General features: G+C 66.9%; 18 protein-coding genes. 8 read left to right on the top strand and 10 right to left on the bottom strand.

Annotated features, from left to right (window positions below; translation table 11 throughout):
• Window positions 1-11: 11 nt before the first annotated feature.
• From H7F38_RS01930 to H7F38_RS01940, 3 genes are all read right to left on the bottom strand, one after another.
• The gene (locus tag H7F38_RS01930) at window positions 12-902 is read right to left on the bottom strand and encodes an ATP-binding cassette domain-containing protein (protein WP_187092618.1); all 891 of its coding nucleotides are present in this window, start codon (window positions 900-902) and stop codon (window positions 12-14) included.
• Window positions 899-1888 carry an ABC transporter permease gene (locus tag H7F38_RS01935; RefSeq protein ID WP_187092619.1) on the bottom strand — a complete coding sequence of 330 codons (990 nt, stop codon included), beginning with the start codon at window positions 1886-1888 and terminating at the stop codon, window positions 899-901. The genes H7F38_RS01930 and H7F38_RS01935 overlap by 4 nt, the downstream gene beginning before the upstream one ends.
• Window positions 1889-1968: 80 nt before the next feature.
• The gene (locus H7F38_RS01940; protein ID WP_187094417.1) at window positions 1969-3018 is read right to left on the bottom strand and encodes a substrate-binding domain-containing protein; all 1050 of its coding nucleotides are present in this window, start codon (window positions 3016-3018) and stop codon (window positions 1969-1971) included.
• A gap of 318 nt (window positions 3019-3336) precedes the next feature.
• Between H7F38_RS01940 and H7F38_RS01945 the strand changes: the two genes are divergently transcribed.
• Window positions 3337-4398, top strand: a complete 1062-nt coding sequence (locus H7F38_RS01945) for a LacI family DNA-binding transcriptional regulator (protein WP_187092620.1) — start codon at window positions 3337-3339, stop codon at window positions 4396-4398.
• 80 nt (window positions 4399-4478) lie between these two features.
• On the opposite strand, the gene H7F38_RS01950 is transcribed toward H7F38_RS01945, so the two are convergent.
• Together H7F38_RS01950 and ppdK are read right to left on the bottom strand one after the other, a co-directional pair.
• Window positions 4479-4916 carry a nitroreductase family deazaflavin-dependent oxidoreductase gene (locus H7F38_RS01950; protein ID WP_187092621.1) on the bottom strand — a complete coding sequence of 146 codons (438 nt, stop codon included), beginning with the start codon at window positions 4914-4916 and terminating at the stop codon, window positions 4479-4481.
• A gap of 26 nt (window positions 4917-4942) precedes the next feature.
• Entirely contained in the window at window positions 4943-7627 is a 2685-nt protein-coding gene (gene ppdK / locus H7F38_RS01955; protein ID WP_187092622.1) for a pyruvate, phosphate dikinase, read from the bottom strand.
• Window positions 7628-7831: 204 nt separating this feature from the next.
• Here ppdK and H7F38_RS01960 point away from each other — a divergent pair, with 204 nt between their 5' ends.
• A complete protein-coding gene (locus H7F38_RS01960) occupies window positions 7832-8668 on the top strand; it encodes a spermidine synthase (protein ID WP_222618381.1) in 837 nt (278 codons plus the stop codon).
• A gap of 61 nt (window positions 8669-8729) precedes the next feature.
• Here H7F38_RS01960 and rhaD read toward each other — a convergent pair whose 3' ends face one another.
• From rhaD to H7F38_RS01985, 5 genes are all read right to left on the bottom strand, one after another.
• Window positions 8730-10772: a bifunctional rhamnulose-1-phosphate aldolase/short-chain dehydrogenase gene (gene rhaD / locus H7F38_RS01965; RefSeq protein ID WP_187092623.1), complete on the bottom strand. Its 2043-nt coding sequence runs from the start codon at window positions 10770-10772 to the stop codon at window positions 8730-8732.
• A 55-nt stretch (window positions 10773-10827) separates the two neighbouring features.
• Window positions 10828-11604, bottom strand: coding sequence for a class II aldolase/adducin family protein (locus H7F38_RS01970; protein WP_187092624.1), 777 nt, complete (start codon window positions 11602-11604; stop codon window positions 10828-10830).
• 49 nt (window positions 11605-11653) lie between these two features.
• Entirely contained in the window at window positions 11654-13216 is a 1563-nt protein-coding gene (locus tag H7F38_RS01975) for a rhamnulokinase family protein (protein ID WP_187092625.1), read from the bottom strand.
• On the bottom strand, window positions 13213-14028 hold the full coding sequence (locus H7F38_RS01980) for a DeoR/GlpR family DNA-binding transcription regulator (protein ID WP_187092626.1): 816 nt from the start codon (window positions 14026-14028) through the stop codon (window positions 13213-13215). The genes H7F38_RS01975 and H7F38_RS01980 overlap by 4 nt, the downstream gene beginning before the upstream one ends.
• A 272-nt stretch (window positions 14029-14300) precedes the next feature.
• Window positions 14301-15308 (bottom strand): LacI family DNA-binding transcriptional regulator, encoded by a 1008-nt coding sequence (locus tag H7F38_RS01985; protein WP_187092627.1) that lies wholly within the window; start codon window positions 15306-15308, stop codon window positions 14301-14303.
• 298 nt (window positions 15309-15606) lie between these two features.
• Between H7F38_RS01985 and H7F38_RS01990 the strand changes: the two genes are divergently transcribed.
• From H7F38_RS01990 to H7F38_RS02015, 6 genes are all read left to right on the top strand, one after another.
• The gene (locus H7F38_RS01990) at window positions 15607-17127 is read left to right on the top strand and encodes a sugar ABC transporter ATP-binding protein (RefSeq protein WP_187092628.1); all 1521 of its coding nucleotides are present in this window, start codon (window positions 15607-15609) and stop codon (window positions 17125-17127) included.
• Window positions 17124-18158, top strand: coding sequence for an ABC transporter permease (locus tag H7F38_RS01995; RefSeq protein WP_187092629.1), 1035 nt, complete (start codon window positions 17124-17126; stop codon window positions 18156-18158). Before H7F38_RS01990 ends, H7F38_RS01995 begins: the two co-directional genes overlap by 4 nt.
• Window positions 18151-19188 carry an ABC transporter permease gene (locus tag H7F38_RS02000; RefSeq protein ID WP_187092630.1) on the top strand — a complete coding sequence of 346 codons (1038 nt, stop codon included), beginning with the start codon at window positions 18151-18153 and terminating at the stop codon, window positions 19186-19188. The genes H7F38_RS01995 and H7F38_RS02000 overlap by 8 nt, the downstream gene beginning before the upstream one ends.
• Before the next feature lie 54 nt (window positions 19189-19242).
• Entirely contained in the window at window positions 19243-20442 is a 1200-nt protein-coding gene (locus tag H7F38_RS02005) for a substrate-binding domain-containing protein (protein ID WP_222618382.1), read from the top strand.
• Window positions 20443-20598: 156 nt separating this feature from the next.
• Entirely contained in the window at window positions 20599-21765 is a 1167-nt protein-coding gene (rhaI, locus tag H7F38_RS02010) for an L-rhamnose isomerase (protein ID WP_187092631.1), read from the top strand.
• Between the two features lie 4 nt (window positions 21766-21769).
• Window positions 21770-23215: an L-fucose/L-arabinose isomerase family protein gene (locus H7F38_RS02015; RefSeq protein ID WP_187092632.1), complete on the top strand. Its 1446-nt coding sequence runs from the start codon at window positions 21770-21772 to the stop codon at window positions 23213-23215.
• Window positions 23216-23422 lie beyond the last annotated feature (207 nt).

A 23422-nucleotide genomic window follows, 5' to 3' on the forward strand; every position in this document is an offset into this window, starting at 1 on the left:
CGCCGCAGACCTCACGACCGTTCCCCGTGCGCGACGAAGTGCGGGTGTTCGCCTTCGCCCGGGATGTCCAGTGCGCCGGTGATGAAGGCGACCGCGTCGGACATGGTGATCTCCTTCGGGTCCACCACACCGACCCGCCGGCCCAGGCGGTGCACGTGGATGCGGTCGGCGACCTCGAAGATGGCCGGCATGTCGTGGCTGATCAGGATGACCGGAAGCCCGCGGGCGCTGATCCGCTTGATCAGATCCAGCACGCTGGCGGTTTCCTTGACGCCGAGGGCCGCGGTCGGCTCGTCCAGGATCACCAGTTTGGTGCCGAACATCGCGGCCCGGGCGACGGCGACGGCCTGCCGCTGCCCGCCCGAGAGGTTCTCGATCGGGACCGTGATGTCCTGGACGGTGGCGATGCCCAGGGATTCCAGCTGCGACTTGGCCTCGATCCGCATGGCCTTGCGATCCAGGAACCGCATCATCCCCAGGAACCCCTCCTTGCGGATCTCGCGCCCCAGGAACAGGTTCGTCGCGATGTCCAGCGCCGGCGCCACCGCCAGGGTCTGGTAGACCGTCTCGATGCCGCGCTTGCGCGCCTCGTTGGGGCTGGCGAAATGGACCTCCTTGCCGTCGAGGTAGATGTGACCCGAGTCCGGGACGACCGCTCCGGTCATCGCTTTGATGATGCTGGACTTGCCCGCCCCGTTGTCGCCGACCACGGCCAGCACCTCGCCGGGGAACAGGTCGAAGTCCGATTCCCTGACGGCCGTGACCTTCCCGTACCGTTTGACCACTCCGCGGGCGGCCAGGATCGGTTGCACCCCGGCCGGACCTCTTGCCGGGCCGGAGGTGTCGGACGGCGTGATGGTGACCAGGCCGTCCGACGTCGTCGCCGGGGCGGGTGTGCTCATGAGCTCCTCCTACGGGTCAGCTGGTCGAACGCAACCGCCAGGATGACCAGCACGCCGGTCGCCAGGTTCTGGTAGTTGGAGTCGATCTGCATGGCGGTCAGGCCGTTGCGCAGCACGGACACGATCAGGGCGCCGATGATGGTGCCCACCATGCCGCCTCGCCCGCCGAACAGGGACGTACCGCCGATCACGACAGCGGTGATCGAATCGAGGTTGCCGGTCTGGAATGCGTTCGGATCGGCAGAGGGACTGCGCCCCAACGCCATCCAGGCGGCCAGGCCGTAGACGATGCCGGCCACGATGTAGACGGACAGCAGCACGCCCTTGACGTTGATGCCGTTGAGCCGTGAGGCCTCGGCGTCATTGCCGACGGCGTAGACGTGCCGTCCCCAACCGGTCTTGCCCAGTGCCAGCCACATGACCAGGAACAGGATGGCCGCCAGCACCGTGCCGTAGCTGATGTTCAGCGAGCCGATGGTGATCTGCTTGCCCAGCAGCGTCAGGGTGCTGTCGGCGCTGACGTCCGTGGTGGTGCCGCCGCTGTACAGGGCCGACACCGCGGTGACCACCGCGAGCATGCCCAGCGTCACGATGAACGGTGGCAGCCGGAGCCTGGTGACCAACAGGCCGGAGATCGCCGCGACCCCACCCGCCACCAGGATCCCGACGAGAATCGCTGCGGAGGAAGCCATCTGCATGGACAGCTTCGCCATCATGACGGTGGCGAACACCATGATCGCACCGTTGGCCAGGTCGATCCCGGCGGTCAGGATCACCAGGGTCTGGCCGAGCGCCAGCGTGCTGACCACCACCGTCTGGCCGACGATGGTGCTGAAGTTGTCCAGGTTCAGGAAGGTGCTGGTCGCGATCGAGAAGAAAACCAACGCGACGATCAATGCGGCCGTCGGTCCCAGGGCTGGGGATCGGGCGAAGATTTCCTTCGCCCGATCCGTACCGCGGGCCTTCGGGGGGGCAATGCTGGTCATGCCGCCTCCTTTGGCGTAGTGCCGTGCTCAGCTGACGAACCGGTGATCTGGTGGAGCGGAATGCGGTGGAGCGGGATGTCTCATCCCCAGCAGTTGGCCAGGCCCCAGGTCGAATCCTTGGAATCGATGCCCGCGAGGGGCTTGTCGGTGATCAGGGTGGCGCCGGTGTTGATCACGCCGGTCGGCTTGGTGCCGGTCTTGGCGAAGTCGACGATCGCCTTGACGCCGTCCTCGGCCATGATCTTCGGGAACTGCATCACGGTCGCGACGAACTTGCCGTCCTTGACGTACTGCACACCCGAGCAGCTGCCGTCGATGGAGCCGACGATGACCTTGCTCTGCAGGTTCTTCTCGCTGAGCGCCTGGTAGGCACCGCGCCCGGCCGGCTCGTTGATCGAGTAGACGACGTTGACGTCGGGGTGCGCCTGCAGCAGGTTCTCCATCGCGGACTGGGCCTTGGTCTGGTCACCGGCGGTCAGCGCGCTGCCGATCACCTGGGGCGGCGTGCCGTCGGGCAACCCCATGCCCTCGAGGAATCCGTTGTGCCGCTGGATGCCGACGCTCGCGCTCGGGTCCAGATCCATCGTGATGATCTTCGGGGCGGTGGCGCCCATCTTGGCCTTGACGTACTTGCCCAGCAGCACACCGGCCTGCAGGTTGTCCGTGGCGTAGGTGGCCGGGACCGCGGTCACCGGTGTCGTCTCGGAATCGAGCGCGATGACCAGGATGCCCTTGGCCTCGGCCTCCTTGATCGCATTCAGGATGCCCGCCGAGTTGCTGGGGGTGATCATGATGCCCTTCACGCCCTGCTGGATCAGGTTCTCGATGGCGGTCACCTGTCCCTCGTTGTCACCGTCGAACTTTCCGGCCAGCGCGATGACCTGCGCGCCCTGGGTGGCGGCGAGCGCCTTGGCCGATTCCCGCAGCTTCACGAAGTAGGGGTTGGAGTCGGTCTTGGTGACCAGCCCGATCTTGATGGTGCCGGCCGAGCCGCCGGCCGCACTGACGGGAGCGGAACCGGCGGCGGCCGCGGAACTCGGTGCGGCCGCGGAACCCGCTGCAGCAGCAGAGGAACCGGAGCTGGTGGCCGGCGAAGCGGTGCTGTTCTTCGTACAGGCCGACAACGACATGGTCGCCGTCAGGGTGAGCGCGACCGCGACAACGGCGGATCGACGAACTGTGAGCTTCATTGCTGGAGTCCTCCTGATGGTGGACAACGCTGTCGCTGATCGACCTCGCTGTCGTGGTGGGGTCGAGCCGGTGATGTGATCGCGGGCGCCTCCCCGGAGAGCCGAAACCTGACCGTTCAGAGTCTGTCGTGTTGATCACATCCCAGCTATGGTGACATGACGCAACGGCTTGCGCAACCGCTTGCCCGTACTTTTTCGCCCGTATGGCCCAACGAAACTGTGGTCTGTGCGCCCGATTCAGCTTGGAGGATGTCAACGATGACGACCATGGCCGACGTGGCCCGCCGGGCCGGCGTGTCCGTTTCCACCGTTTCGCACGTCGTGAACGAGACCCGCCGGATCAATCCGGACACCCGGGACCGCGTACTCGCCGCGATCGCCGAGACAGGATTCACCATCAACACCCTGGCCAGGGCGCTGGCCACCCCGAACATGGCCACCGCCACCATCGGCCTTGCCATGTCCGCGGTGTCGAATTTCTATTTCGCCGACATGGTGGCCGGGATCGACGCAGCGGTCCGGGCCGCGGGCAACACCCTGCTGCTGGCCGACACCCACGAGGACCCGGCAGAGGAACTGGCCATCGTCCGCTCGTTGCACCAACGTCGGGTGGACGGCATCCTGCTCGCGCCGGTGACGGGAAGGGACGGAGCTGCGCTGCAGTACCTCCGCGATCTGCGCATCCCGTCCGTGCTGGTGGACCGTTGTGCTGCAGCGGATTTCGATCAGATCGGGGTCGAGAATGTCAGGTCCACCACCCAACTGACCGCACATCTGGCCCAGCACGGGCACCGGCGGATCGGGCTGGTGTCCGGGGTTCTCGGCGTGCAGACCACCACCGAGCGGATCGAGGGCTACCGCCGTGCGCTCCGCCGGTACAAGATCCGCTTCGACCACCACCTGGTCGTTCCAGGCAATTCCAATGCCATCGAGGCCGAACAGGCGGTGAACCAACTGCTCTCGCTCCCCGACCCGCCGACAGCGCTGGTGGTGGCCAACAACCACATGACGATCGGCGCCATGCGAGCCCTGAAGACCAGGCGGCTACGGGTGCCCGACGACGTGGCGCTGGTGACCTTCGACGATTTCGACTGGGCCGACGTGTTCGCCCCCCATCTGACCGCCATCGCCCAGCCGATCGGCGACATCGCCGACCGGGCGGTCTGCATGCTGCTCGAGCGGATCGCGGGCAGCACAGAGCCACCGCGCACCGAACGTCCACCGGGTATCTGGCGGCAGCGGGAATCCTGCGGTTGCCCGGCCATCATCGCACCCGCCGGCCCTGGCCCGTCAGTCAGCGGAGCAGGCGCGATTGGATGATCGACCCGACGATCCGAACCGGCGGCGGCAACAGCGGTTCCAGGCGGACGAGTGAGTGGACCGACCGACGGGGGAAAACGTCAGGAAGTCGGCTCGAGGACGAACAGCGGGATCACGCGGTCTGTCTTGCGCTTGTAGTCGGCATAGTCGGGGTAGGCCGCCACGGCGCGCTCCCACCACTGGTCGTACTCGGCCCCGGTGACCTCCCGGGCCGTCATCGCGAACGTCTGCTCGCCGTCACGCAGGTCGAGATCGGGGTGGGCCTTGAGGTTGTAGTACCAGACGGGGTTCTTCGGCGCCCCGCCGAGCGAGGCCACCGCTGCGTACTTGCCCTCGTGCTCGACCCGCATCAGCGGCACCTTGCGGACCAGTCCGCTCTTGGCCCCGAGGGTCGTCAGGAGTACGACCGGCATGCCCCGCAGGTTGGCTCCGGCCTTGCCGTCGGACTCCTCGTAGGCCTCCACCTGATCGCGGACCCACTTCTCTGGGCTGGGTGCATATTCTCCATCTACTGGCATGGATCAAGGATAGGCGCGGTCCGGATTCAGCTCACCGCCGCCCGGCCCGCCTCCAATCGCGCGACCGGCACCCGGAACGGGGAGCAGGACACGTAGTCGAGGCCGACCTTGTGGAAGAAGTGGATGGACTCCGGGTCCCCGCCGTGCTCGCCGCAGACCCCGAGCTTGAGATCCGGACGGGTCCGGCGGCCCTCGGTCGCGGAGATCTCGACAAGCCGCCCGACCCCGTCGATGTCGATCGATTCGAACGGCGACACGGTGAAGACACCCTTGTCCAGATAGGCGGCGAACACCGCCGCCTCCACGTCATCCCGCGAGAAACCCCAGGTGGTCTGGGTCAGGTCGTTGGTGCCGAAGGAGAAGAACTCCGCGGCCTCGGCGATCCGGTGCGAGGTCAGGGCCGCCCTCGGCAGCTCGATCATCGTGCCGATCGGCACCTTGAGTTCGATGCCGGCGGCCGCGGTGACCTCGTTGACGATGCCGTCGGTCTCGTCCCGCACCAGGTAGAGCTCCATCACCGAACCGACCAGCGGCACCATGATCTCGACGTGCGGATGCCTCCCCGCTTTGACCAGCGCGCAGGCGGCCTCCACGATCGCCCGGACCTGGAGTGCGAACAGACCCGGGGTCAGCAGTCCCAGCCGGACACCGCGCAGACCCAGCATCGGGTTCGATTCGTGCAGCCGCTCGACTGCTGCCAGCAGACGGACATCGTCCGCATCCGGTGTGCCGGCGGCCGCCGCCAGGGCAACCTTGACGGCCAGCTCGGTCCGGTCCGGCAGGAACTCGTGCAGCGGCGGGTCGAGCAGCCGGATCGTCACCGGCAATGGGTCCATCGCCTCCAGCAGTTCGGTGAAATCCTGCCGCTGCAGCGGGAGCAGCGCCGCCAGGGCGGCCTCTCGGGCGGTGTTGCTGTCGGCCAGGATGACCCGTTCGATCAACGACCGACGCTCGCCGAGGAACATGTGCTCGGTGCGGCAGAGTCCGATCCCCTGCGCACCCAGATTCCTTGCCCTGACGGCATCCTCGGCCGTATCGGCGTTCGCCCTGACACCGAGACGCCGACGCTTGTCGGCATGTTGCAGCAGCCGGTCCACCGAGCGGACCAGGTCGGCGGTCTGCTCGTCGACCCCGTCGGTGGCCGCCTCGAGCCCGTGCTCGAGATAGGTCTCGACCGGCGACGGCACCACCGGTACCCGACCGACGAACACCTCTCCCGTGGAGCCGTCGATGGACAGCAGATCGCCTTCGGTGAGCACCGTCCCGCCGACCGCCATCGTCTTGGCTGCGGCGTCGACCAGCATTCCCTCGGCGCCGCAGACGCACGTCTTGCCCATCCCTCTGGCGACCACGGCGGCATGGCTGGTCTTGCCCCCGCGAGCGGTCAGGATCCCGTTGGCGGCGATCATTCCCTCGAGGTCGTCCGGGTTGGTCTCCTTGCGCACCAGCAACACCTGCTCGCCACGGGCGGCCCAGGCCTTGGCGGTCGGCGAGTCGAACACGATCCGGCCGACGGCCGCACCCGGGGAGGCGGCCATCGCGGTGGTCAGCAGACTGCGCTCGGCATGGGGGTCGAACTGCGGGAACATCAACTGGGCCAGTTGGGATCCGGAGACCCGGGACAGCGCCTCGTCCAGGGTGATCAGCTGTTCGTCGACGAGTTGGCCGGCGATCCGGAAGGCCGCCGCCGCCGTGCGCTTGCCGATCCTGGTCTGCAACATCCACAACTTGCCGCGCTCGATGGTGAACTCGATGTCGCACAGGTCCCGGTAGTGCGTCTCGAGCCGGCGCATCACCTTCCGGAGCTGCGAGTTCGACGCCGGATCCATCGCGGCCAGATCATCCAGGCTCAGCGTGTTGCGGATTCCGGCCACCACGTCCTCACCCTGCGCATTGGCCAGGTAGTCGCCGTACGCGCCGGGCTTCCCGGAGGCCGGGTCGCGGGTGAAAGCGACTCCGGTGCCGCTGGTCTCGCCGAGGTTGCCGAACACCATCGTGCAGATGTTCACGGCCGTCCCCAGGTCCTGGGGGATGCGCTCCCGACGACGGTAGAGCCTGGCCCGCTCGGTGTTCCAGGAGTTGAAGACCGCGCGAATGGCCAGGTCCAGCTGCTCCCGCGGGTGCTGCGGGAATTCCGCGCCCGAGTGCTCCTTGACCGCCACCTTGAACTCGGCGACCAGCGACTTGAGGTCGTCGACGTCCAGGTCGAGATCGCTGCTGACGCCCTTGCTGACCTTGGCCTTGTCCAGCGCGTCCGAGAAGACCTCGCCGGGCATGTCCAACACCGTCTTGCCGAACATCTGCAGGAGGCGGCGGTAGGAGTCCCACGCGAACCGTTCGTCTCCGCTGACCTCGGTGAGGCCTTTGACGCTCGCGTCGTTGAGGCCGATGTTGAGCACCGTCTCCATCATCCCCGGCATCGAGAACTTGGCCCCCGACCGGACACTGACCAGCAGCGGGTCGTGACGGTCGCCGAGCTGGCGGCCGGCGTCGTCCTCCAGGTGACGAAGGGCCATGGTGACCTGCACCCGCAGTTCACCCGGTTCGCTGCCGAGCGAGAGATACTCGCGGCAGGCGTCGGTGGTGATGGTGAACCCGGGCGGAACCGGCAGGCCGAGCTTCGTCATCTCCGCGAGGTTCGCACCCTTGCCGCCGAGCAGATCCTTCTGATCCTTGTCACCTTCGGTGAAATCGAAAACGTAGCGCGTCATTCGGTACTCCTTCAGCAGGCGGCCGGATGCCGTTCACCTCACCGAGGTACCGGCAAAGCGCTCATGGAAGTGTGGCCCTGGTCGCCCGGATCTGCCTGTTGGCGGATCGATTCAGTGGGCGAGCACACGCTGAAAAGGGTGCTCTGCAGACCGCTGGGTGGTCGTCATGGGCGCCTTTCCTGCAGGCGGGGGATGATGACCCCCGTGGGCAGACAGCGGGACCGCGGCGGCCGGGGTGCCACGGCCGGGCCGACCCCGGGTGTCTACCCGATCGATTCCGGTACCGCCGAGCTGGTCCAGGACCGGGACAACACCCTGGGCTACCTGCTGCTGGTCAACGGGGTGCAGAGCTCGCACATCGACCTCGCCGATCCGAGCTGGCTGGATTTCGAGTACATGCGCTGGATCGCGTCCGTCATCCAGGACCGGAAACCGGATCCGCTCCGGGTCCTGCACCTCGGGGCGGCGGCGTGCTCGCTGGCCCGCTACCTGATCACCGTTCGGCCGGGCTCGCAGCACCTCGCCGTCGACACCGACGCCGAGCTGGCCCGCCTGGTCCGCGTGTGGTTCGACCTGCCCAAGGCGCCCGCGCTGCGCATCCGGGTCGGTGACGCCAGGGCGGTGACCGAATCGCTGCCGGACGGTGCCCACACGGTGGTGGTCCGGGACGTGTTCGCCGGAGCCGTCACCCCCCTGCCCCTGACGACGGTGGAGTTCACCCGCCACGTGCGTCGGGTCCTGCGCGCGGGCGGCCTGTACATCCTCAATTGCGGGGATGCCCCCGACCTGCGACTGGCCCGGTCGGAGGCGGCCACCGTCGGGAGTGTGTTCGAACACCTGGCGATCGTCGCGGACCCGCCCATGCTGAAGGGGCGCCGCCGCGGGAATGTCATCATCATCGGCGCCGACGCAGCGGTCGGTGGCCCGGCGTTGGCGCGGGAACTGCTGGGCGGGGCGGTGCCGGCGCAGGTCTGGGACGACCGCCGGTCACGGGAGTTCGCCAAGGGCGCTCCGGTCCTGACCGACCCCGCCCCGCTCTGACAGGTGCGGACAGCACCCCGCGCGTCCGAAAGGGGCCGGCGCCTCGGGACACGCCTCACGGCTACCGCATGAAGGCGGCGGCCACGCCGGAGTCGACGGGGATCAGGAGTCCGGTGGTGATCGGCAGCGTGCCATTCGTCAGGGCCAGCACCGCCAGGGCGATGTGCTCGGGCAGCACCTCCTCCTTGAGGACGGTGCGCTGCGCGTAGTACTTGCCCAGATCCTCCTCGGCCACGCCGTAGGTGGCGGCCCGAGAGGCTCCCCAGCCGCCCGCGAAGATTCCCGAACCGCGCACCACGCCGTCGGGATTGATGCCATTGACCCGGACCCCGATGTCGCCGAGCTCGGCGGCCAGCAGCCGGACCATATGTGCCTGAGCAGCTTTCGCTGAAGAGTAGGCGATGTTGTTGGGCCCGGCGAAGACCGAGTTCTTGGAGCAGATGTTGATGATGTCGCCACCCAGACCCTGTGCACGCAAGGCACCCTCGGCTGCCTTGGCCACGAGGAACGACCCCCGCGGCATGATCTGGTACTGCAGATCCCAATCCTGCAGGGACGTGTCGGCCAACGAGCCCGCTCTGGTGATACCGGCATTGTTGACGATCAGGTCGATACCGCCGAAAGCCACGATGCCGGCGGCGATCCCGGCCTTGACGCCCTCGAAGTCGGTGACGTCCATGGCCACCCCGACGGCCTTGTCGGGCCCGCCCAGATCCGCCGCGACGGATTCGCAACCGGTCTGGTTGATGTCGCCGACGATGACGTTGGCGCCGTGCTCGGCCAGCAGTTTGACGGTGGCCAAGCCGATTCCGGAGGCCCCGCCGGTCACCAGGGCAATCCGACCGGCCAGCGCCTTGGGTGCCGGGCGGCGCTTCAGCTTGTCCTCCTCCAGCTGCCAGTACTCGACGTTGAACTTCTCCGACTCGGCGACCGGCTGGTAGACCGACACGCCCTCGGCGCCGCGCATCACGTTGATCGCATTGACGTAGAACTCGCCGGCGACCCGGGCCGTCTGCTTGTCAGCACCGAAGGAGAACATCCCGACGCCCGGCACCAGTACGACCGCCGGATCGGCGCCACGCATGGCCGGTGAGGACGGGGTGGCATGGCGGTCGTAGTAGGCCTGGTATTCCACCCGATATTCGGCGTGCAGTTCCTTCAGACGGGAGACGACCTCGTCGACCGGTGCGTCCGGCGCCGTGTCCAGCAGCAGCGGCCGAACCTTGGTGCGCAGGAAGTGATCAGGGCAGGACGTGCCCAGAGACACCAGGTGCGCAAGCTTCTCGCGCGAGAGGAAGTCGAGGACCACTTCGGAGTCATTGAAATGCCCGACCTGTCGGCGGTCGGCGGAGGCGATGGCGCGGAGGTGCGGAAACAATTCGGCGGCGCGGGCCTGACGGGCCTCCGGCGCGAGCATCTCGCGCCCCGGGACCAGGGGACCGAACGGCTCGGCCACCGAGTGAGCGTCCAGATACTCCTGGGCCTGACGGATGATCCGCAGGTTGAGGGCCTCCACCTCGTCACTCGTGCCCGCCCAGGCGGTGAGCCCGTGACCGCCCAGGACCGCGCCGACAACACCCGGGCGGCGGGCGATCTCGGCGAGCGCGCGGCCGAGTTCCCATCCCGGCCGTTTCCACGGGACCCAGGCGATGGTTCCGCCCCAGATCTTCTCGACCAGAGCCTCGCCGTCGGCGGCGCAGGCGATGGCGATCACGGCGTCGGGGTGGAGGTGGTCCACGTGGTCGAAGTGCACCAGGCCGTGCATGGGCGTATCGATCGACGGGGTCGCACCTCCGGTGCCGAAGGCGCAGAACGGGAAGTAGCCGACCATCTCGTCCTCGAACTCGATGCCGCGGTAGACACCGTCCAGGGCTCGCACCCGGTCGAGTTCCAGGGTGGCCAGGCCGGACGCCTTCAGGGTCCCCAGATCACCACCGGATCCCTTGACGTACAACAACTCCACCTCCGCGCCGGTCGCCGGGCTGATCTGCCGCACCTTGACGGAGGTGTTGCCCCCGCCGTAGTTGGTGACGGTCGGATCGGAACCAAGTCGGTTGGACCGTCCCAGCAACTCGGCGACGCCGGTCGGAATTTCGTCGGTCATGTCTGCTCCCGTGAGGTAGAAAAAATCTGACAATCGAAGATGGAATCGAATGGCTTCAGTACTGGCCGTTGGCGAGGTTGCCCCGTCGTTCGGAGATGTCTTCGCGGGCGAAGAATTCAGAGACCGATTCGGTAGGAATCGGGGAGACCCCGCCGACGGCATAGGCAGTCGCCCGGACCTGCGCACCCTTGACCGCCATGGCCGAGATTCCGTCGACCCCGGCCGCGCTCGGCGAGAGGGCGACGATTCCGTGGTTACCCAGGAGCACCAACTGGGGCAACTGGCCGTACCGGTCGACGTATCCGAGCAACGAACGGTGGAAGACGCGCCCCAGTCCGACGCCCGGCGACGCGTACGGGACGTACAGGGGCCGGCCGATCACCACGGCCTCGTCGGAGTACACCCAGTAGTCGTAGGCCTCCTGAGCACGAACCGAAGCCATCAGCCCGAGAATGGCGGTCGGGTGCGTGTGGCCGACGAAGCGTACCGGCGAAACTGCCTGCACCGCAATGTGTACCAATGCCTCGATCGAGCCTCGCCGGCGGTGGCCGTCGACCATCCCGGCATCCAGGGCGGCGGTCAGCTCGTCCTGGGTGCTGTTCTCCCGCCCCAGTAGATCGACGAACGGCTCGATGTCGACGGTGACGAAATCCTGCGTGGTGGCCGTCGCCATGTTCGATCCGGACGCCTTCACCACCACTCTCCCGTCATCGAGCAGTTCCGAGGTGTTGCCCTCGGCGAGGATGACCAGGTCGCGTTCCGGGCGGCCCAGCGATCTGGTCAGCTCGAGCAGCTCCCGGCTGACCAGTTCCGGTGCGTGGATCGCGGTCACGCGTGATCCCCTGCGCTCATCATGCTCGTCTCCCACGTCTCGACCGTCATCACTGCTGCGCGTCCGCGCCGTGCTGATCAACCGCGCCGTGTTGATCAACCGCGCCGTGCTGATCAACGGCGCGCTGCTGATCAACGGCGACCAGCCGGCGGAACGTCGATTGGGCTTCTTCCCATCCGCCACCGGGCCGCGGGTCGTAGTGCCGGATCGCCGTGCTGGCGGCGATCGCTTGCCGGATCTGGGCCAGGCCGTCGAATTCCCCGAGGGTGGCCAGCTGCACGGCGCCGTTGCCCAGGGCCGTCCCCTCCGTCGGCCCGCACGAGACGGGCAGACCGGTGGCGTCGGCCGTCAGCTGCGACAGCAGGACGTTGTCGGCTCCCCCGCCCACGATGTTGATCGACGGGGGTCGCTCCCCGGTCGCGTCGACGAGGTAGTCGACGACCGCCCGGTAGCTCAGCGCCAGCGAGTCGACCACGCACCGGACCACCTCGGGAATGGTCTGCGGCACCGCTGATCCGTGGTCCGCGCAGTACTGCCGCACCCGGGCGGGCATGTCACCGGGAGGCAGGAAACCCGGATCGTCAGGATTGATGATGCTGACCAGACCGGGTACCTGCGCGGCCATCTCGGCGAGGTCCGGGTAGCTGATGTCGGTACCCTCACGTTGCCACTGGCGGCGGCATTCCTGCAGGATCCAGAGCCCCATCACGTTGCGCAGCAGGCGGATCGTGCCCGCATAGCCACCCTCGTTGGTCAGATTCGAACGCTGCGACTCGGGCGTGACGACCGGTGTCGGTGTTTCCACGCCGACCAGGGACCACGTGCCCGAGGAGATGTAGAGGCCACCGGGATCGGCCAACGGCACACCCACCACGGCGCTCGCGGTGTCGTGCCCCGGCGGCACGATGACCCGCGCATCGTGCAGCGCGCCCACCGCGAGACCGGGCAGCAGCGGACCGACGTCGGTACCCGGCGGCACGACGTCGGGCAGCATATGGGTCGGGATGCCCAGCTCGTCGAGAAGTTCGGAGGCCCAGCGGTGACCGGCCATGTCATAGGCACCGGTGGTGGAGACGCCGGTGTATTCGGCGGTGGTCGCTCCGGAAAGCTTGTGGTGGAACAGGTCCGGCATCATCAGGAGGGTCTTGGCCCTGGACAGCCTGGTCGGGTCGTCCCGCACATCGGCCATCAGTCCGAAGACGGTGTTGATGGCCAGTACCTGCACACCGGTGGCGGCATAGAGCTTCTGCGCGCCGACCCGTTGCAGTGCCTGTGCGAACGAGGCCGCGTTGCGATTGTCCCGATAGCTGATCGGGGCATCGAGCAGCTGACCGACGGCGTCCAGCAGACCGTAGTCCACACCCCAGGTGTCGACGCCGACACTCGCCACCGGTTCTGGGCCGACCGCCAGGATCCCGAGTCCTTCGACGATGCGCGCCCAGAGGTCCTCGACGTTCCAACGCAACGCGCCACCCTGGACACGTGGAGTGTTGGCGAAACGGTTCGCGATCTTCATCGTCAACCGATCGCCGTCGAACGACACCGCCGTCACCCGACCGCTTTCGGCGCCCAGATCAACGGCGGCCACCGTTCGAGTACCGCGGCTGCTCATCGGGCCCGGTCCGTACGCCGACCGGTGCCACGGTCAGCCGGACCACTCGCCAGATGGACCGGCACGCCGAGTTTCGACCACTGCTCGATCGCGGCTGCGTCCATCCCGTCGTCGGTGAACATGGCATCGATCTCGTCGACACCGGCGAACGAATGCAATCCGAAACCGTCCACCTTGGACGAATCGAAGACACCGTAGACCTGATCGCAGGCCTTCGCCATGAATTGTTTCGTATGGGCCTCCTCGGCTGAGAGATCCATCAGGCCATGCACTGTCGAGATAGCAATCACTCCGAAGAATCCTTTGTTGATACGCCCACGGCCGGTCAGCACATCGCCGATCGGGCCGACCATCGAACCGGCCGATCTACGCAGCACACCGCCGGGCATCAGCACCATGGCCGAGGACTGCTCCATCAGCAGGATGGCCAGGCGTAGCGCATTGGTGACCACCACCAGGTCTCGCCGATCCAGGATTTCCTTGGCCAGGTAGTAGCAGGTCGTCGAGGAGTCCAGGGCGATGACATCGCCGTGGCGCACCAGGGGGGCCACGGACCGGGCGATGCGCTGCTTGACATCTCGTGAATGCCTCAACCTCATCTCGAAGGCACCCTCGTCACTGGTGCCGACGCTCACCGCCCCACCGCGAATCCGTCGCAGCATGGCCCGGCGCTCCAAACCTTCCAGATCCTTGCGGACCGTGACGGCGGAGACCCCGAATTCGGTGGCCAGGTCGTTCACCACCACGCGGCCCTGCGCGGTGAGCGTGTTGAGGATCGCCTGTTCGCGGGCGAACTCGTCGAGGGACGACACGAGCGGGGGGCCTCCTGTTCGCATCCTCTTCGCATCGCGGACGGTGCCGCACCGCTGAGCTGTTGTTCGCACGGCCAGGCGCGGGCGAAGACCGTCACGGGGCCTCGGCGGACGCCTTCGACCGAAAGCAAACGTAACGGCCTCGGGGTCCCTGGTCAATGCAACCGAATCAAACGAAAGCGCTCCGCTTGCGTTGGGTCGATCTAATGGTTTCGTTAAGTGTCCGTCCAGTTTTCGCACGGATCGTTCCCCGGCCGAACCGCCCGCACACCTCAGGGCAGAACCGTGGAGGCCCTGATCACCAGATCCGGCTCGAAGACCACCTGTCGGTGACGGTGGGACTCGGCGGAGACGACTTCCTCGATGAGCAGATCGGCAGCGGTGCGCCCGAGGTCCTCCCTCGGCTGACGGACGGAGGTCAGCGGAACGGCGGCGGCGCCGGCGAAGTCGATGTCGTCGTACCCGACGATCGCCACGTCGTCGGGGACGGCGATGTGGTGACGCGTCATCTCCTGCAGGACACCGAGCGCGATCAGGTCGTTGACGCAGAACACCGCGGTCGGCCGGCGTCTGGCGGGCATGGCGGCGATGCGCTCACCCATCGACCGGCCGGCACTGAACACCGGTCCGTCGGTCTCCATCACGGTCACCCGGATCCCGGCGCGCTCGGCGGCCGTCCTGGCCCCGCGAAGTCGGTCGGCCACCTGCTTGGTCGACAGCGGCCCCCCGATGAAGGTGATTCGCCGGTGCCCCAATGACACCAGGTGGTCGACGGCCAGTTCGCCACCGACCAGGTCGTCGACCGACACCGAGCACTGGCGGCGATGGGAACTCCGATCGACGAGCACCAGAGGCATTCCGCGACGCCGGATCTCCTCGATCGGACTGCTCGCGCGCGCGGCCGGCGTGATCAGGATCCCGGAGGCTCGCTGTTCCTGGAGCAGGCTGAGATAGTGATCCTCGCGGGTCGCGTCATCACCGCTGTTGCAGAGCACGAGGGACAGACCCGCCTGCGCCACACTGGATTCGACGCCCGCAGCGAGGTCGGTGAAGAACGGATTGCGGATGTCCAGCACGACCAGACCGATCGAGCGACTCCGCCCGGCCCGCAACTGCCGGGCCGCCTCGTTCCGGATGAAACCGAGTTCGTCGATCGCGGCCAGCACCCTGGCTCTGGTGGCGGGGGCCACCCGCTCCGGCCGGTTGAGGACGTTCGAGACGGTGCCGAGCGAAACGCCGGCCTTCTTGGCCACATCGATGACGCTGACCTCCCCCGACATCCCATCGCCTCCACCGAGCCTCGTTGAATCGCATCAAAGTACTCCACGGCGTCCGGCGTGGCTGCGCACTCGTCGACCTGCACCGTCGTTTCGAAATCGGCCGACTTTCAGACGAGCCCCGGTCTGCGACGACCGCCCTGTCGGGCCGGGCCCGTTCGGGCGTCGGATCACCTTTCGGGCCCCGGTTTGGTAACAAATTGGAGATGGCTACTTGACGCGCCCGACTCACGGGTTTAACGTTCCGGCCCAGGCACTGAAAGGTTTCACAATATGCCCCCGATCACAGGAGGAGTCGACGTTGACTGAGCAGGCGCCACTGGAGCCGCTGCTCGTGCTGGACCATGCGACCAAGAGTTTCGGTCCCGTCCGCGCGCTGGAGAACGGCTCCGTGACCCTCTATCCCGGGGAGGCCCACGCCCTCCTCGGAGAGAACGGGGCGGGCAAATCGACGCTGGTCAAGATCCTGGCGGGCGTCCACCGGCCGGACAGCGGCGACCTCACCATCTCGGGCGAACTCGTCAACTTCAGCGGGCCGGCCGCGAGCAAGGCCGCCGGGGTCTCGATCATCTACCAGGAGCCCACCCTCTTCCCCGACCTGACGGTCGCCGAGAACATCTTCATGGGCCGCCAGCCGCTGAAAGGCGGCCGCCGGATCGATCGTGGCTCGATGAACAAGGCTGCGGCCGAGGTGTTCTCGCGCCTGGGCGTCGATCTCGAACCCGAGCGGCTCGCCAAGGGTCTGTCGGTGGCCGACCAGCAGATCGTCGAGATCGCCAAGGCACTCTCGCTCGACGCCAAGGTGCTGGTGATGGACGAGCCCACCGCGGCCCTCACCCAGGTCGAGGTGGACCGTCTGTTCGACGTCATGAAGACGCTGCGCTCGCAGGGCGCGGCGGTCATGTTCATCTCGCACCGTCTGGAAGAGGTGTTCGCCTCCTGCCAGCGGGTGACGATCATGCGTGACGGCAACTTCGTCTCCACCGCTCCCATCGAGGATCTGACGATCGACGACATCATCCGCTCGATGGTCGGCCGCAACCTGGAGTCCCTGTTCCCCAAGACGATCACCGCACCGGGCAAGGTGGTTCTGGAGGTCGAACACCTCACGAGCGCAGGCGTTTTCACCGACATCTCCTTCCAGGTACGACGCGGGGAGATCGTTGCGCTGGCGGGGTTGGTCGGCGCGGGGCGCAGCGAGGTGGCCCGGGCGATCTTCGGTATCGACCCCTACGACTCGGGTGTCGTCAGGATCAACGGAAAAGTGCTGCACCGCAACGCACCCCGTGAGGCAATGGCCGCCGGAATCGCCCTGGTCCCGGAAGACCGGCGCCAGCAGGGGCTGGTGATGGATCTGAGCATCGACCAGAACGTCGCCCTGGCCTCCCTGTCCCGGCTGAGCAAGGGTGGGCTGATCTCCCGCTCCAGCGAACGCAACCTGGCCCTGGACTGGGCCCAGCGACTCCAGCTGAAGTTCGGGAAGATGCGCAACCCGGTCGCCACCCTCTCCGGTGGCAATCAGCAGAAGGTGGTGCTGGGAAAGTGGCTGGCCCGCAACCCCTCTCTCCTGATCATCGACGAGCCGACCCGCGGTATCGACGTCGGCACCAAGGCCGAGGTGCATCGCATCCTCGACGGTCTTGTCGCAGAAGGAATGGCCATCTTGATGATTTCGTCCGAACTGCCGGAGGTGCTAGGGATGGCCGACCGTGTGCTGGTCATCCGTGAGGGGCACCTGAGCGCGAACATGTCACGGGCCGAGGCCGACGAGGACTCGGTCATGCGTGCCGCCACCCTGCAGAGCACGGAGTCGATCGTATGACCGCCGTCATCTCGAAGAAGCCGGCCGGTGCGGCCATGGCCAGGAGCGGAGCCCTGCTCCGGGCCCGGGAGATGGGTATCGGTATCGCTCTGGTCCTGGTCATCGCGCTGACCACGCTGTACAACCACAGCTTCCTGTCCGCCAGCAGTGTGCAGCAGTTGCTCACGGGTGCATCGATCTTCGCCCTGCTGGGGGTCGGCGAGACCCTGGTGATCATCACCCGCAACGTGGATCTGTCCGTCGGTTCGGTCGTCGGACTCTCCGCCTACGTCGTCGGCAACACCTTCGTCAACCACCCGCAGATGCCGATCATCTTCGGCTTCGTCATCGGCATCCTGGTCGGGGCAGTGGTCGGCGCCGTCAACGGCCTGATCACCACCGTCACCAAGGTGCCCAGCCTGGTGGTGACGCTGGCGGCGCTGTACATCGTGCGCGGTATCGACGCGCTGATCGTCAACGGCAAGCGGATCGACCCCGGCAGTGTGCCCTCCGGCTTCCAGACCATCGGCTACTACAACGTCTTCGGTGTTCCGCTGCTCTTCATCATCGTCGCGGTGGTGGTGGCCATCGCCGGCTACGCCATGCGCTCCTTCCGGTCCAGCCGCGAGCTCTACGCCATCGGCTCGAACCCTGATGCGGCCGGGCTGGCCGGTATCCCGACCGGCCGCAGGGTTTTCACGGCCTTCCTGGTGAGCGGGAGCCTCGCCGGGCTCGGCGGTGCATTGTTCCTGGCCGAGTACGCCACGGTGGACTCCACCGGCGGCACTGGCTACGAGTTCCTGGTCGTCGCTGCGGTCGTCGTCGGCGGCGTCGCCATCTTCGGCGGCAGCGGCACCATCCTGGGCGCCGCCCTCGGCGCTCTGCTGCTCAACACCATCAACCAGTCGCTGGGCTCCCTCAAGGTCTCCCCCTTCTGGAACCAGGCCGTGGCCGGTGCGCTGCTGCTGGTGGCGATCGCATTCGACCGATGGCTCAGCCTGCGGGTCGCCCGCAGCCTCAAATCCGAACAGGGGGCACACCGGGATGTCTGACATCGTTGCCACACCCGTGCTGAAGAAGTCCCCCAACGGGACCGTTCCACCGTCCGAGCGTCCGTCCCTGCGCTCCGCAGTGCGGTGGGAGAGCGGCCTGATCGTCGTGCTCATCGCGGCGCTCTGGTTCGGGTTCGCACAGCCGAACTTCGCCAGCGGCTCGACCGTGTTCTTCATGGGCTACAACATGGGCGAGATCGCCATCATGGCGCTACCTCTGATGCTCATCGTCATGATCGGCGAGATCGACCTGTCGGTCGCGTCGATGCTGGGTCTGTCGGGCACCCTGATGGGCCTGCTGTTCCAGGACGGCTGGAACATCTACCTGGCCATGCTGGCCGCGCTGGTCGTCGGAGCACTGGGCGGGGCCCTGAACGGTGTGCTGATCGCCAAACTCGGTCTGCCGTCCATCGCCGTCACCATCGGTACGCTGGGCCTGTTCCGCGGGCTGGCCGAGCCCCTCCTGGGGGCCAACTCGGTGAGCAACTTCCCCGCTTCGCTGACGAAGATCGGCGCGGCCGGCGTCTTCGGGACCCATTTCAGCTTCTCCACGCTGGTGTTCGTCATTCTCGCCGTCATCTCCGGTGTCGTCCTGCACTCGACACCGTTCGGTCGGTCACTGTTCGCCATCGGGCTGCAGTCCGAGGCCGCCCGGTTCTCCGGCATCAGGGTCGACCGGATCAAATTCTGGCTCTACGTGCTGTCCGGCGTTCTGTGCGCCTTCGCCGGTATTCTGTTCTCTCTCAAGAACGCCTCGGCCCGGTACGACCAGGGCACCGGCCTCGAGCTGAATGTGGTTGCCGTGGTGCTGTTCGGCGGTGTGTCCATCTTCGGCGGCCGCGGCACGGTGTTCGGCGTGGTGCTCTCCGTGCTGATCTTCGGAACCCTGCAGTCCGCCATGACGATCATCAACATCGACCCCCAGATCCAGAACATCATCATCGGTGTTCTGCTCCTCATCAGTGTCATCATTCCCAACGGCGGGGAGGCCTTACGACGTATCCGAGCTCGGACCCGACGAAGCGTCTGACCGCATTTGTCGACAAAACAAGGTAGTTCCACGAAAGCGAAAGGAATCTCAGCAATGACGTCCAACACCAGGATGAGGCGCCTGCTCGGTGCCGCGACCGCGGTGGCTCTGGCCACCACGATGGCGGCGTGCAGCTCCAGCAGCACGACTGCCACCAGCCCCACCAGCTCGGCCCCGGCGGTCGCCGGCGGCTCCTCTTCGGCGCCGGCCCCGGCCCCGGCCCCGGCCTCGAGCGCGGCGGTCTCCGGTTCGTCCGCAGCCAGCGCTCCGGCGTCTTCATCGGCATCGGCATCCGGATCGTCCTCGGCTCCGGCGGGCGGCAAGATCAAGTCGGGCCTGAAGGTCTACTTCATCCCTCGCGACACGCAGAACCCCTACGAGGTTCTGGCCGACGCCGGCGGGACGGCGGCGCTCAAGGAACTCGGCGGCACTGTCGTCGTCTCCAGCGGGTCGACCGCGACTGCGGCAGCCGAGATCCCCTCGATCCAGGCCGCCATCCAGGCGCACGCCGACGCCATCGTCATCGCCGGCAACGACCCGACCGCGCTCTGCCCATCCCTGGCCCAGGCCGTCGCCGCCGGCATCAAGGTCGTGTCGTTCGACTCGGACGTGACCTGCCCTGATCACCTCTTCATCAACCAGGCGGACACCCAGCAGATCGGCACCTCCGAGGTCGACCTGCTGGCCAAGCAGATCGGCAGCACCGGCGACATCGCCATCCTTTCCGCCGCCGCCACCGCGACCAACCAGAACGCCTGGATCGGCTACATGAAGCAGCAGCTGGCCGCCAAGTACCCGAACATGCACCTGGTCTCCACCGTCTACGGCAACGACGATCCCGCCACCTCGCTCACCGTGCTGCAGGGCCTGATCTCCGCGTATCCGAACCTCAAGGGCATCATCTCGCCCACCACGGTCGGCATCTCCACTGCGGCCCAGTACCTCTCGACCCACAAGAACGTCAAGATCACTCTCACCGGCCTTGGTCTGCCGTCGCAGATGAAGCCGTACATCAAGGACGGCACGGTCAAGGCATTCGAGCTCTGGAACCCCAGTGACCTCGGCTACCTCGCCGGCTACGCGGCCGCATCGTTGGCCTCCGGGATCACCACCACCGCCACCGGAGCCAAGTTCAGCGCCGGAAAGCTCAAGGACTACACGGTGCTCGCACCGTCCGGCACGACCGGCCCCTCGGTCGTGCTCGGGCCGCCGACCGTGTTCGACTCCTCGAACATCGATCAGTTCAACTTCTGATCCGTTTCCGTCGGTGCCCGGCCCGCTGCTCCAGCGGGCCGGGCACCCCCGGTGACGTAGATCAGCCCGCTCCCCCTCCGTGCTACCACTGCGCCCTCGTCACGGAATCCTGACATCTCCTGCCCTGAAAGCCATTCGAAAAGAAGGTGCATTCTCATGATCGACCGCGAGTCAGTCAAGAAGATCCTCGGTACGCAACGAATCGAACTGCCGTCGTGGGCCTTCGGTAACTCCGGCACCCGTTTCAAGGTCTTCGCCCAGCAGGGCGTGCCGCGTGATCCGTTCGAGAAGATCGCCGACGCGTCGCGGGTGCACAAGCACACCGGCGCCGCTCCCAGCGTTGCGCTGCACATCCCCTGGGACAACGTGGACGACTTCGCCGAACTGGGCAAGGCAGCAGCCGACGCCGGTATCGAACTGGGCACCGTCAACGCCAACGTGTTCCAGGATGACGACTACATGTTGGGCAGCGTCACGAATCCCGATCCGCGGATCCGCGCCAAGGCCATCGACCACCTGCTCGAGTGCGTGGATGTGATGGACCAGACCGGTTCCCGCGATCTCAAGCTCTGGTTCTCCGACGGCACCAACTACCCGGGGCAGGACAACATCCGGGCCCGTCAGGACCGTCTGGCCGAGGCGTTGAGCAAGGTGTACGAGCGGTTGACGGGTGATCAGCGGATCGTCCTGGAGTACAAGCTGTTCGAGCCGGCCTTCTACACGATGGACGTACCCGACTGGGGCACCTCCTACGCCCACTGCCTGGAACTGGGTCCGCGCGCCAAGGTCTGCGTCGACACCGGACATCACGCCCCCGGCACCAACATCGAGTTCATCGTCGCCTTCCTGATGCGCGCCGGAAAGCTCGGAGCCTTCGACTTCAATTCGCGGTTCTACGCCGATGACGACCTGATCGTCGGTGCCGCCGATCCGTTCCAACTCTTCCGGATCCTGTTCGAGGTGGTCAGCGGTGGCGGTCTCGACGCCGATTCCGAGATCGCCTTCATGCTGGACCAGTGCCACAACATCGAGCCGAAGATCCCCGGCCAGATCCGGTCGGTGATGAACGTGCAGGAGGCGACGGCCAAGGCACTGCTGGTCGACACCGACGCTCTGGGTGCGGCCCAGTCGGGGGGAGATGTGTTGGGCGCCAACGCCGTACTGATGGACGCCTACAACTCGGACGTGCGCGAACTGCTCGGCGACCTGCGCGAGGAGCAAGGTCTGGAACGTGACCCGATGGCCGCCTACGCGCGGTCGGGGTATGCCCAGAAGATCGCCGCCGAGCGTGTCGGCGGCCAGCAGGCAGGTTGGGGCGCCTGAGCCGATGACAATCGTTTCTCCTTCATCCACCTCACTGGAACACGTTGCCGGACATCGCACCCGGGTCGGCGTCGTCGCCGGTGGTCTCGGTGCGTACTGGCCGCAGTTCCCGGAATTGCTGCCGCAACTGCAGCAGTGCGCGCGCCGGGTGGTCGAGCGGCTGACAGCGATGGACTGCGAGGTGGTGGATGCCGGTTTCATCTCCGACGCCCACCAGGGCAAGCGCGCCGCGGAGCAGCTGAGGGTGGCCGATCTGGACCTCATCGTGATGTACATCCCCACCTACCTGACGTCCTCGATGATGCTGCCGATCGCTCAGCGCACCGGGGTGCCGGTGCTGGTGCTGAACCTCCAACCGACCGAGGCGATGGACCACCGCAACTTCGACACCGGCAAGTGGCTGGCCTACTGCGGAGCCTGTTCGGTGCCCGAGATATCCAACGCGTTCCTACGCTGTGGGATCGACTTCCGTTCGGTGTCCGGCTATCTCGAGGAGGAGAGGTCCTGGGCGAAGGTCGGGCACTGGGTGAAGGCCGCCGGCGTCAGGGCCGGGCTCAGGGGGTCCCGCCATGGCCTGATGGGCCATCTCTACCCCGGGATGCTGGACGTATCCACCGATCTCACCCTGATCACGTCACAGTTCGGCGGTCACATGGAGGTGGTGGAATTCGACGACCTCCGCGTCAGGGTGGCCGCCGTCACCGACGCGCAGGTTGCCGACCGGGTGGCCCTGGCCAGGGAGACCTTCGATCTGGACGAGACCGTTGCGCTTCCCGACCTCGAATGGGGCGCCAAGGTTTCGGTCGGACTCGACCGGCTGGTCGCCGATTTCGGGCTGGACTCGCTGGCCTACTACCACCGGGGGCTGGAGGGCGAGCAGCACGAGAGGCTGGGGGCCGGGATGATCCTCGGCGCGTCGCTGCTGACCGCCCGCGGTGTACCGACCGTCGGTGAATACGAGCTGCGGACCTCCATCGCCATGCTGATCATGGACCGACTCGGCGGTGGCGGTTCCTTCACCGAACTGCAGGCCCTGAACTTCTTCGACGACGTGGTGGAGATGGGGCACGACGGCCCGGCGCATCTGGCGATCAGCGCCTCGCGGCCGCTCCTCCGCGGACTCGGGGTGTATCACGGCAAGCGCGGATACGGCGTGTCGGTGGAATTCGACGTCAGGCACGGCCCGGTGACGACCTTCGGCATCGCCCAGCAGCGCGACGGTTCGTTCACCCTGGTCGCGTCCGAGGGTCAGGTGGTCCCCGGCCCACTGCTGCAGATCGGCAACACCACCTCCCGCGTCGACTTCGGCTGCCACCCCGGCGACTGGGTCGATCGCTGGAGCGACACCGGCATCTCGCACCACTGGGCCCTGGGGGTCGGGCATCGCGCCAAGGAGGTCAGCGCCATCGCCGAACTCCTCGACCTGGAGTTCGTGCACGTCCAGCCCTGACGCCCGCCGCGCCCCCGGCCGCGCTGATCAACATCGATCGCGCACCGCCCCTCGGCCCCAGCCCCCCGGACCCGCCCCCCCCCGGACCCCCCCCGCGCTTATCAACATCGCCCGCGCTCATGAAAACGTCGACTCGCTTCACTCCCGTCCCAAAATCGACAAGTTCGTGAGCGCCGGCGAAGTTGATAAGCGCGAAAGGGGCGGGGC

The organism is Nakamurella sp. PAMC28650, from assembly GCF_014303395.1.
Classification (GTDB): Bacteria; Actinomycetota; Actinomycetes; order Mycobacteriales; family Nakamurellaceae; genus Nakamurella.

Bases quoted from the DNA above. Each gene is read 5' to 3' on its own strand.
- H7F38_RS01930 (WP_187092618.1), bottom strand. From the start codon at position 902: ATGAGCACACCCGCCCCGGCGACGACGTCGGACGGCCTGGTCACCATC.
- H7F38_RS01935 (WP_187092619.1), bottom strand. From the start codon at position 1,888: ATGACCAGCATTGCCCCCCCGAAGGCCCGCGGTACGGATCGGGCGAAG.
- H7F38_RS01940 (WP_187094417.1), bottom strand. From the start codon at position 3,018: ATGTCGTTGTCGGCCTGTACGAAGAACAGCACCGCTTCGCCGGCCACC.
- H7F38_RS01945 (WP_187092620.1), top strand. From the start codon at position 3,337: ATGACGACCATGGCCGACGTGGCCCGCCGGGCCGGCGTGTCCGTTTCC.
- H7F38_RS01950 (WP_187092621.1), bottom strand. From the start codon at position 4,916: ATGCCAGTAGATGGAGAATATGCACCCAGCCCAGAGAAGTGGGTCCGC.
- ppdK (WP_187092622.1), bottom strand. From the start codon at position 7,627: ATGACGCGCTACGTTTTCGATTTCACCGAAGGTGACAAGGATCAGAAG.
- rhaD (WP_187092623.1), bottom strand. From the start codon at position 10,772: ATGACCGACGAAATTCCGACCGGCGTCGCCGAGTTGCTGGGACGGTCC.
- H7F38_RS01975 (WP_187092625.1), bottom strand. From the start codon at position 13,216: ATGAGCAGCCGCGGTACTCGAACGGTGGCCGCCGTTGATCTGGGCGCC.
- H7F38_RS01985 (WP_187092627.1), bottom strand. From the start codon at position 15,308: ATGTCGGGGGAGGTCAGCGTCATCGATGTGGCCAAGAAGGCCGGCGTT.
- H7F38_RS01995 (WP_187092629.1), top strand. From the start codon at position 17,124: ATGACCGCCGTCATCTCGAAGAAGCCGGCCGGTGCGGCCATGGCCAGG.
- H7F38_RS02000 (WP_187092630.1), top strand. From the start codon at position 18,151: ATGTCTGACATCGTTGCCACACCCGTGCTGAAGAAGTCCCCCAACGGG.
- H7F38_RS02005 (WP_222618382.1), top strand. From the start codon at position 19,243: ATGACGTCCAACACCAGGATGAGGCGCCTGCTCGGTGCCGCGACCGCG.
- rhaI (WP_187092631.1), top strand. From the start codon at position 20,599: ATGATCGACCGCGAGTCAGTCAAGAAGATCCTCGGTACGCAACGAATC.
- H7F38_RS02015 (WP_187092632.1), top strand. From the start codon at position 21,770: ATGACAATCGTTTCTCCTTCATCCACCTCACTGGAACACGTTGCCGGA.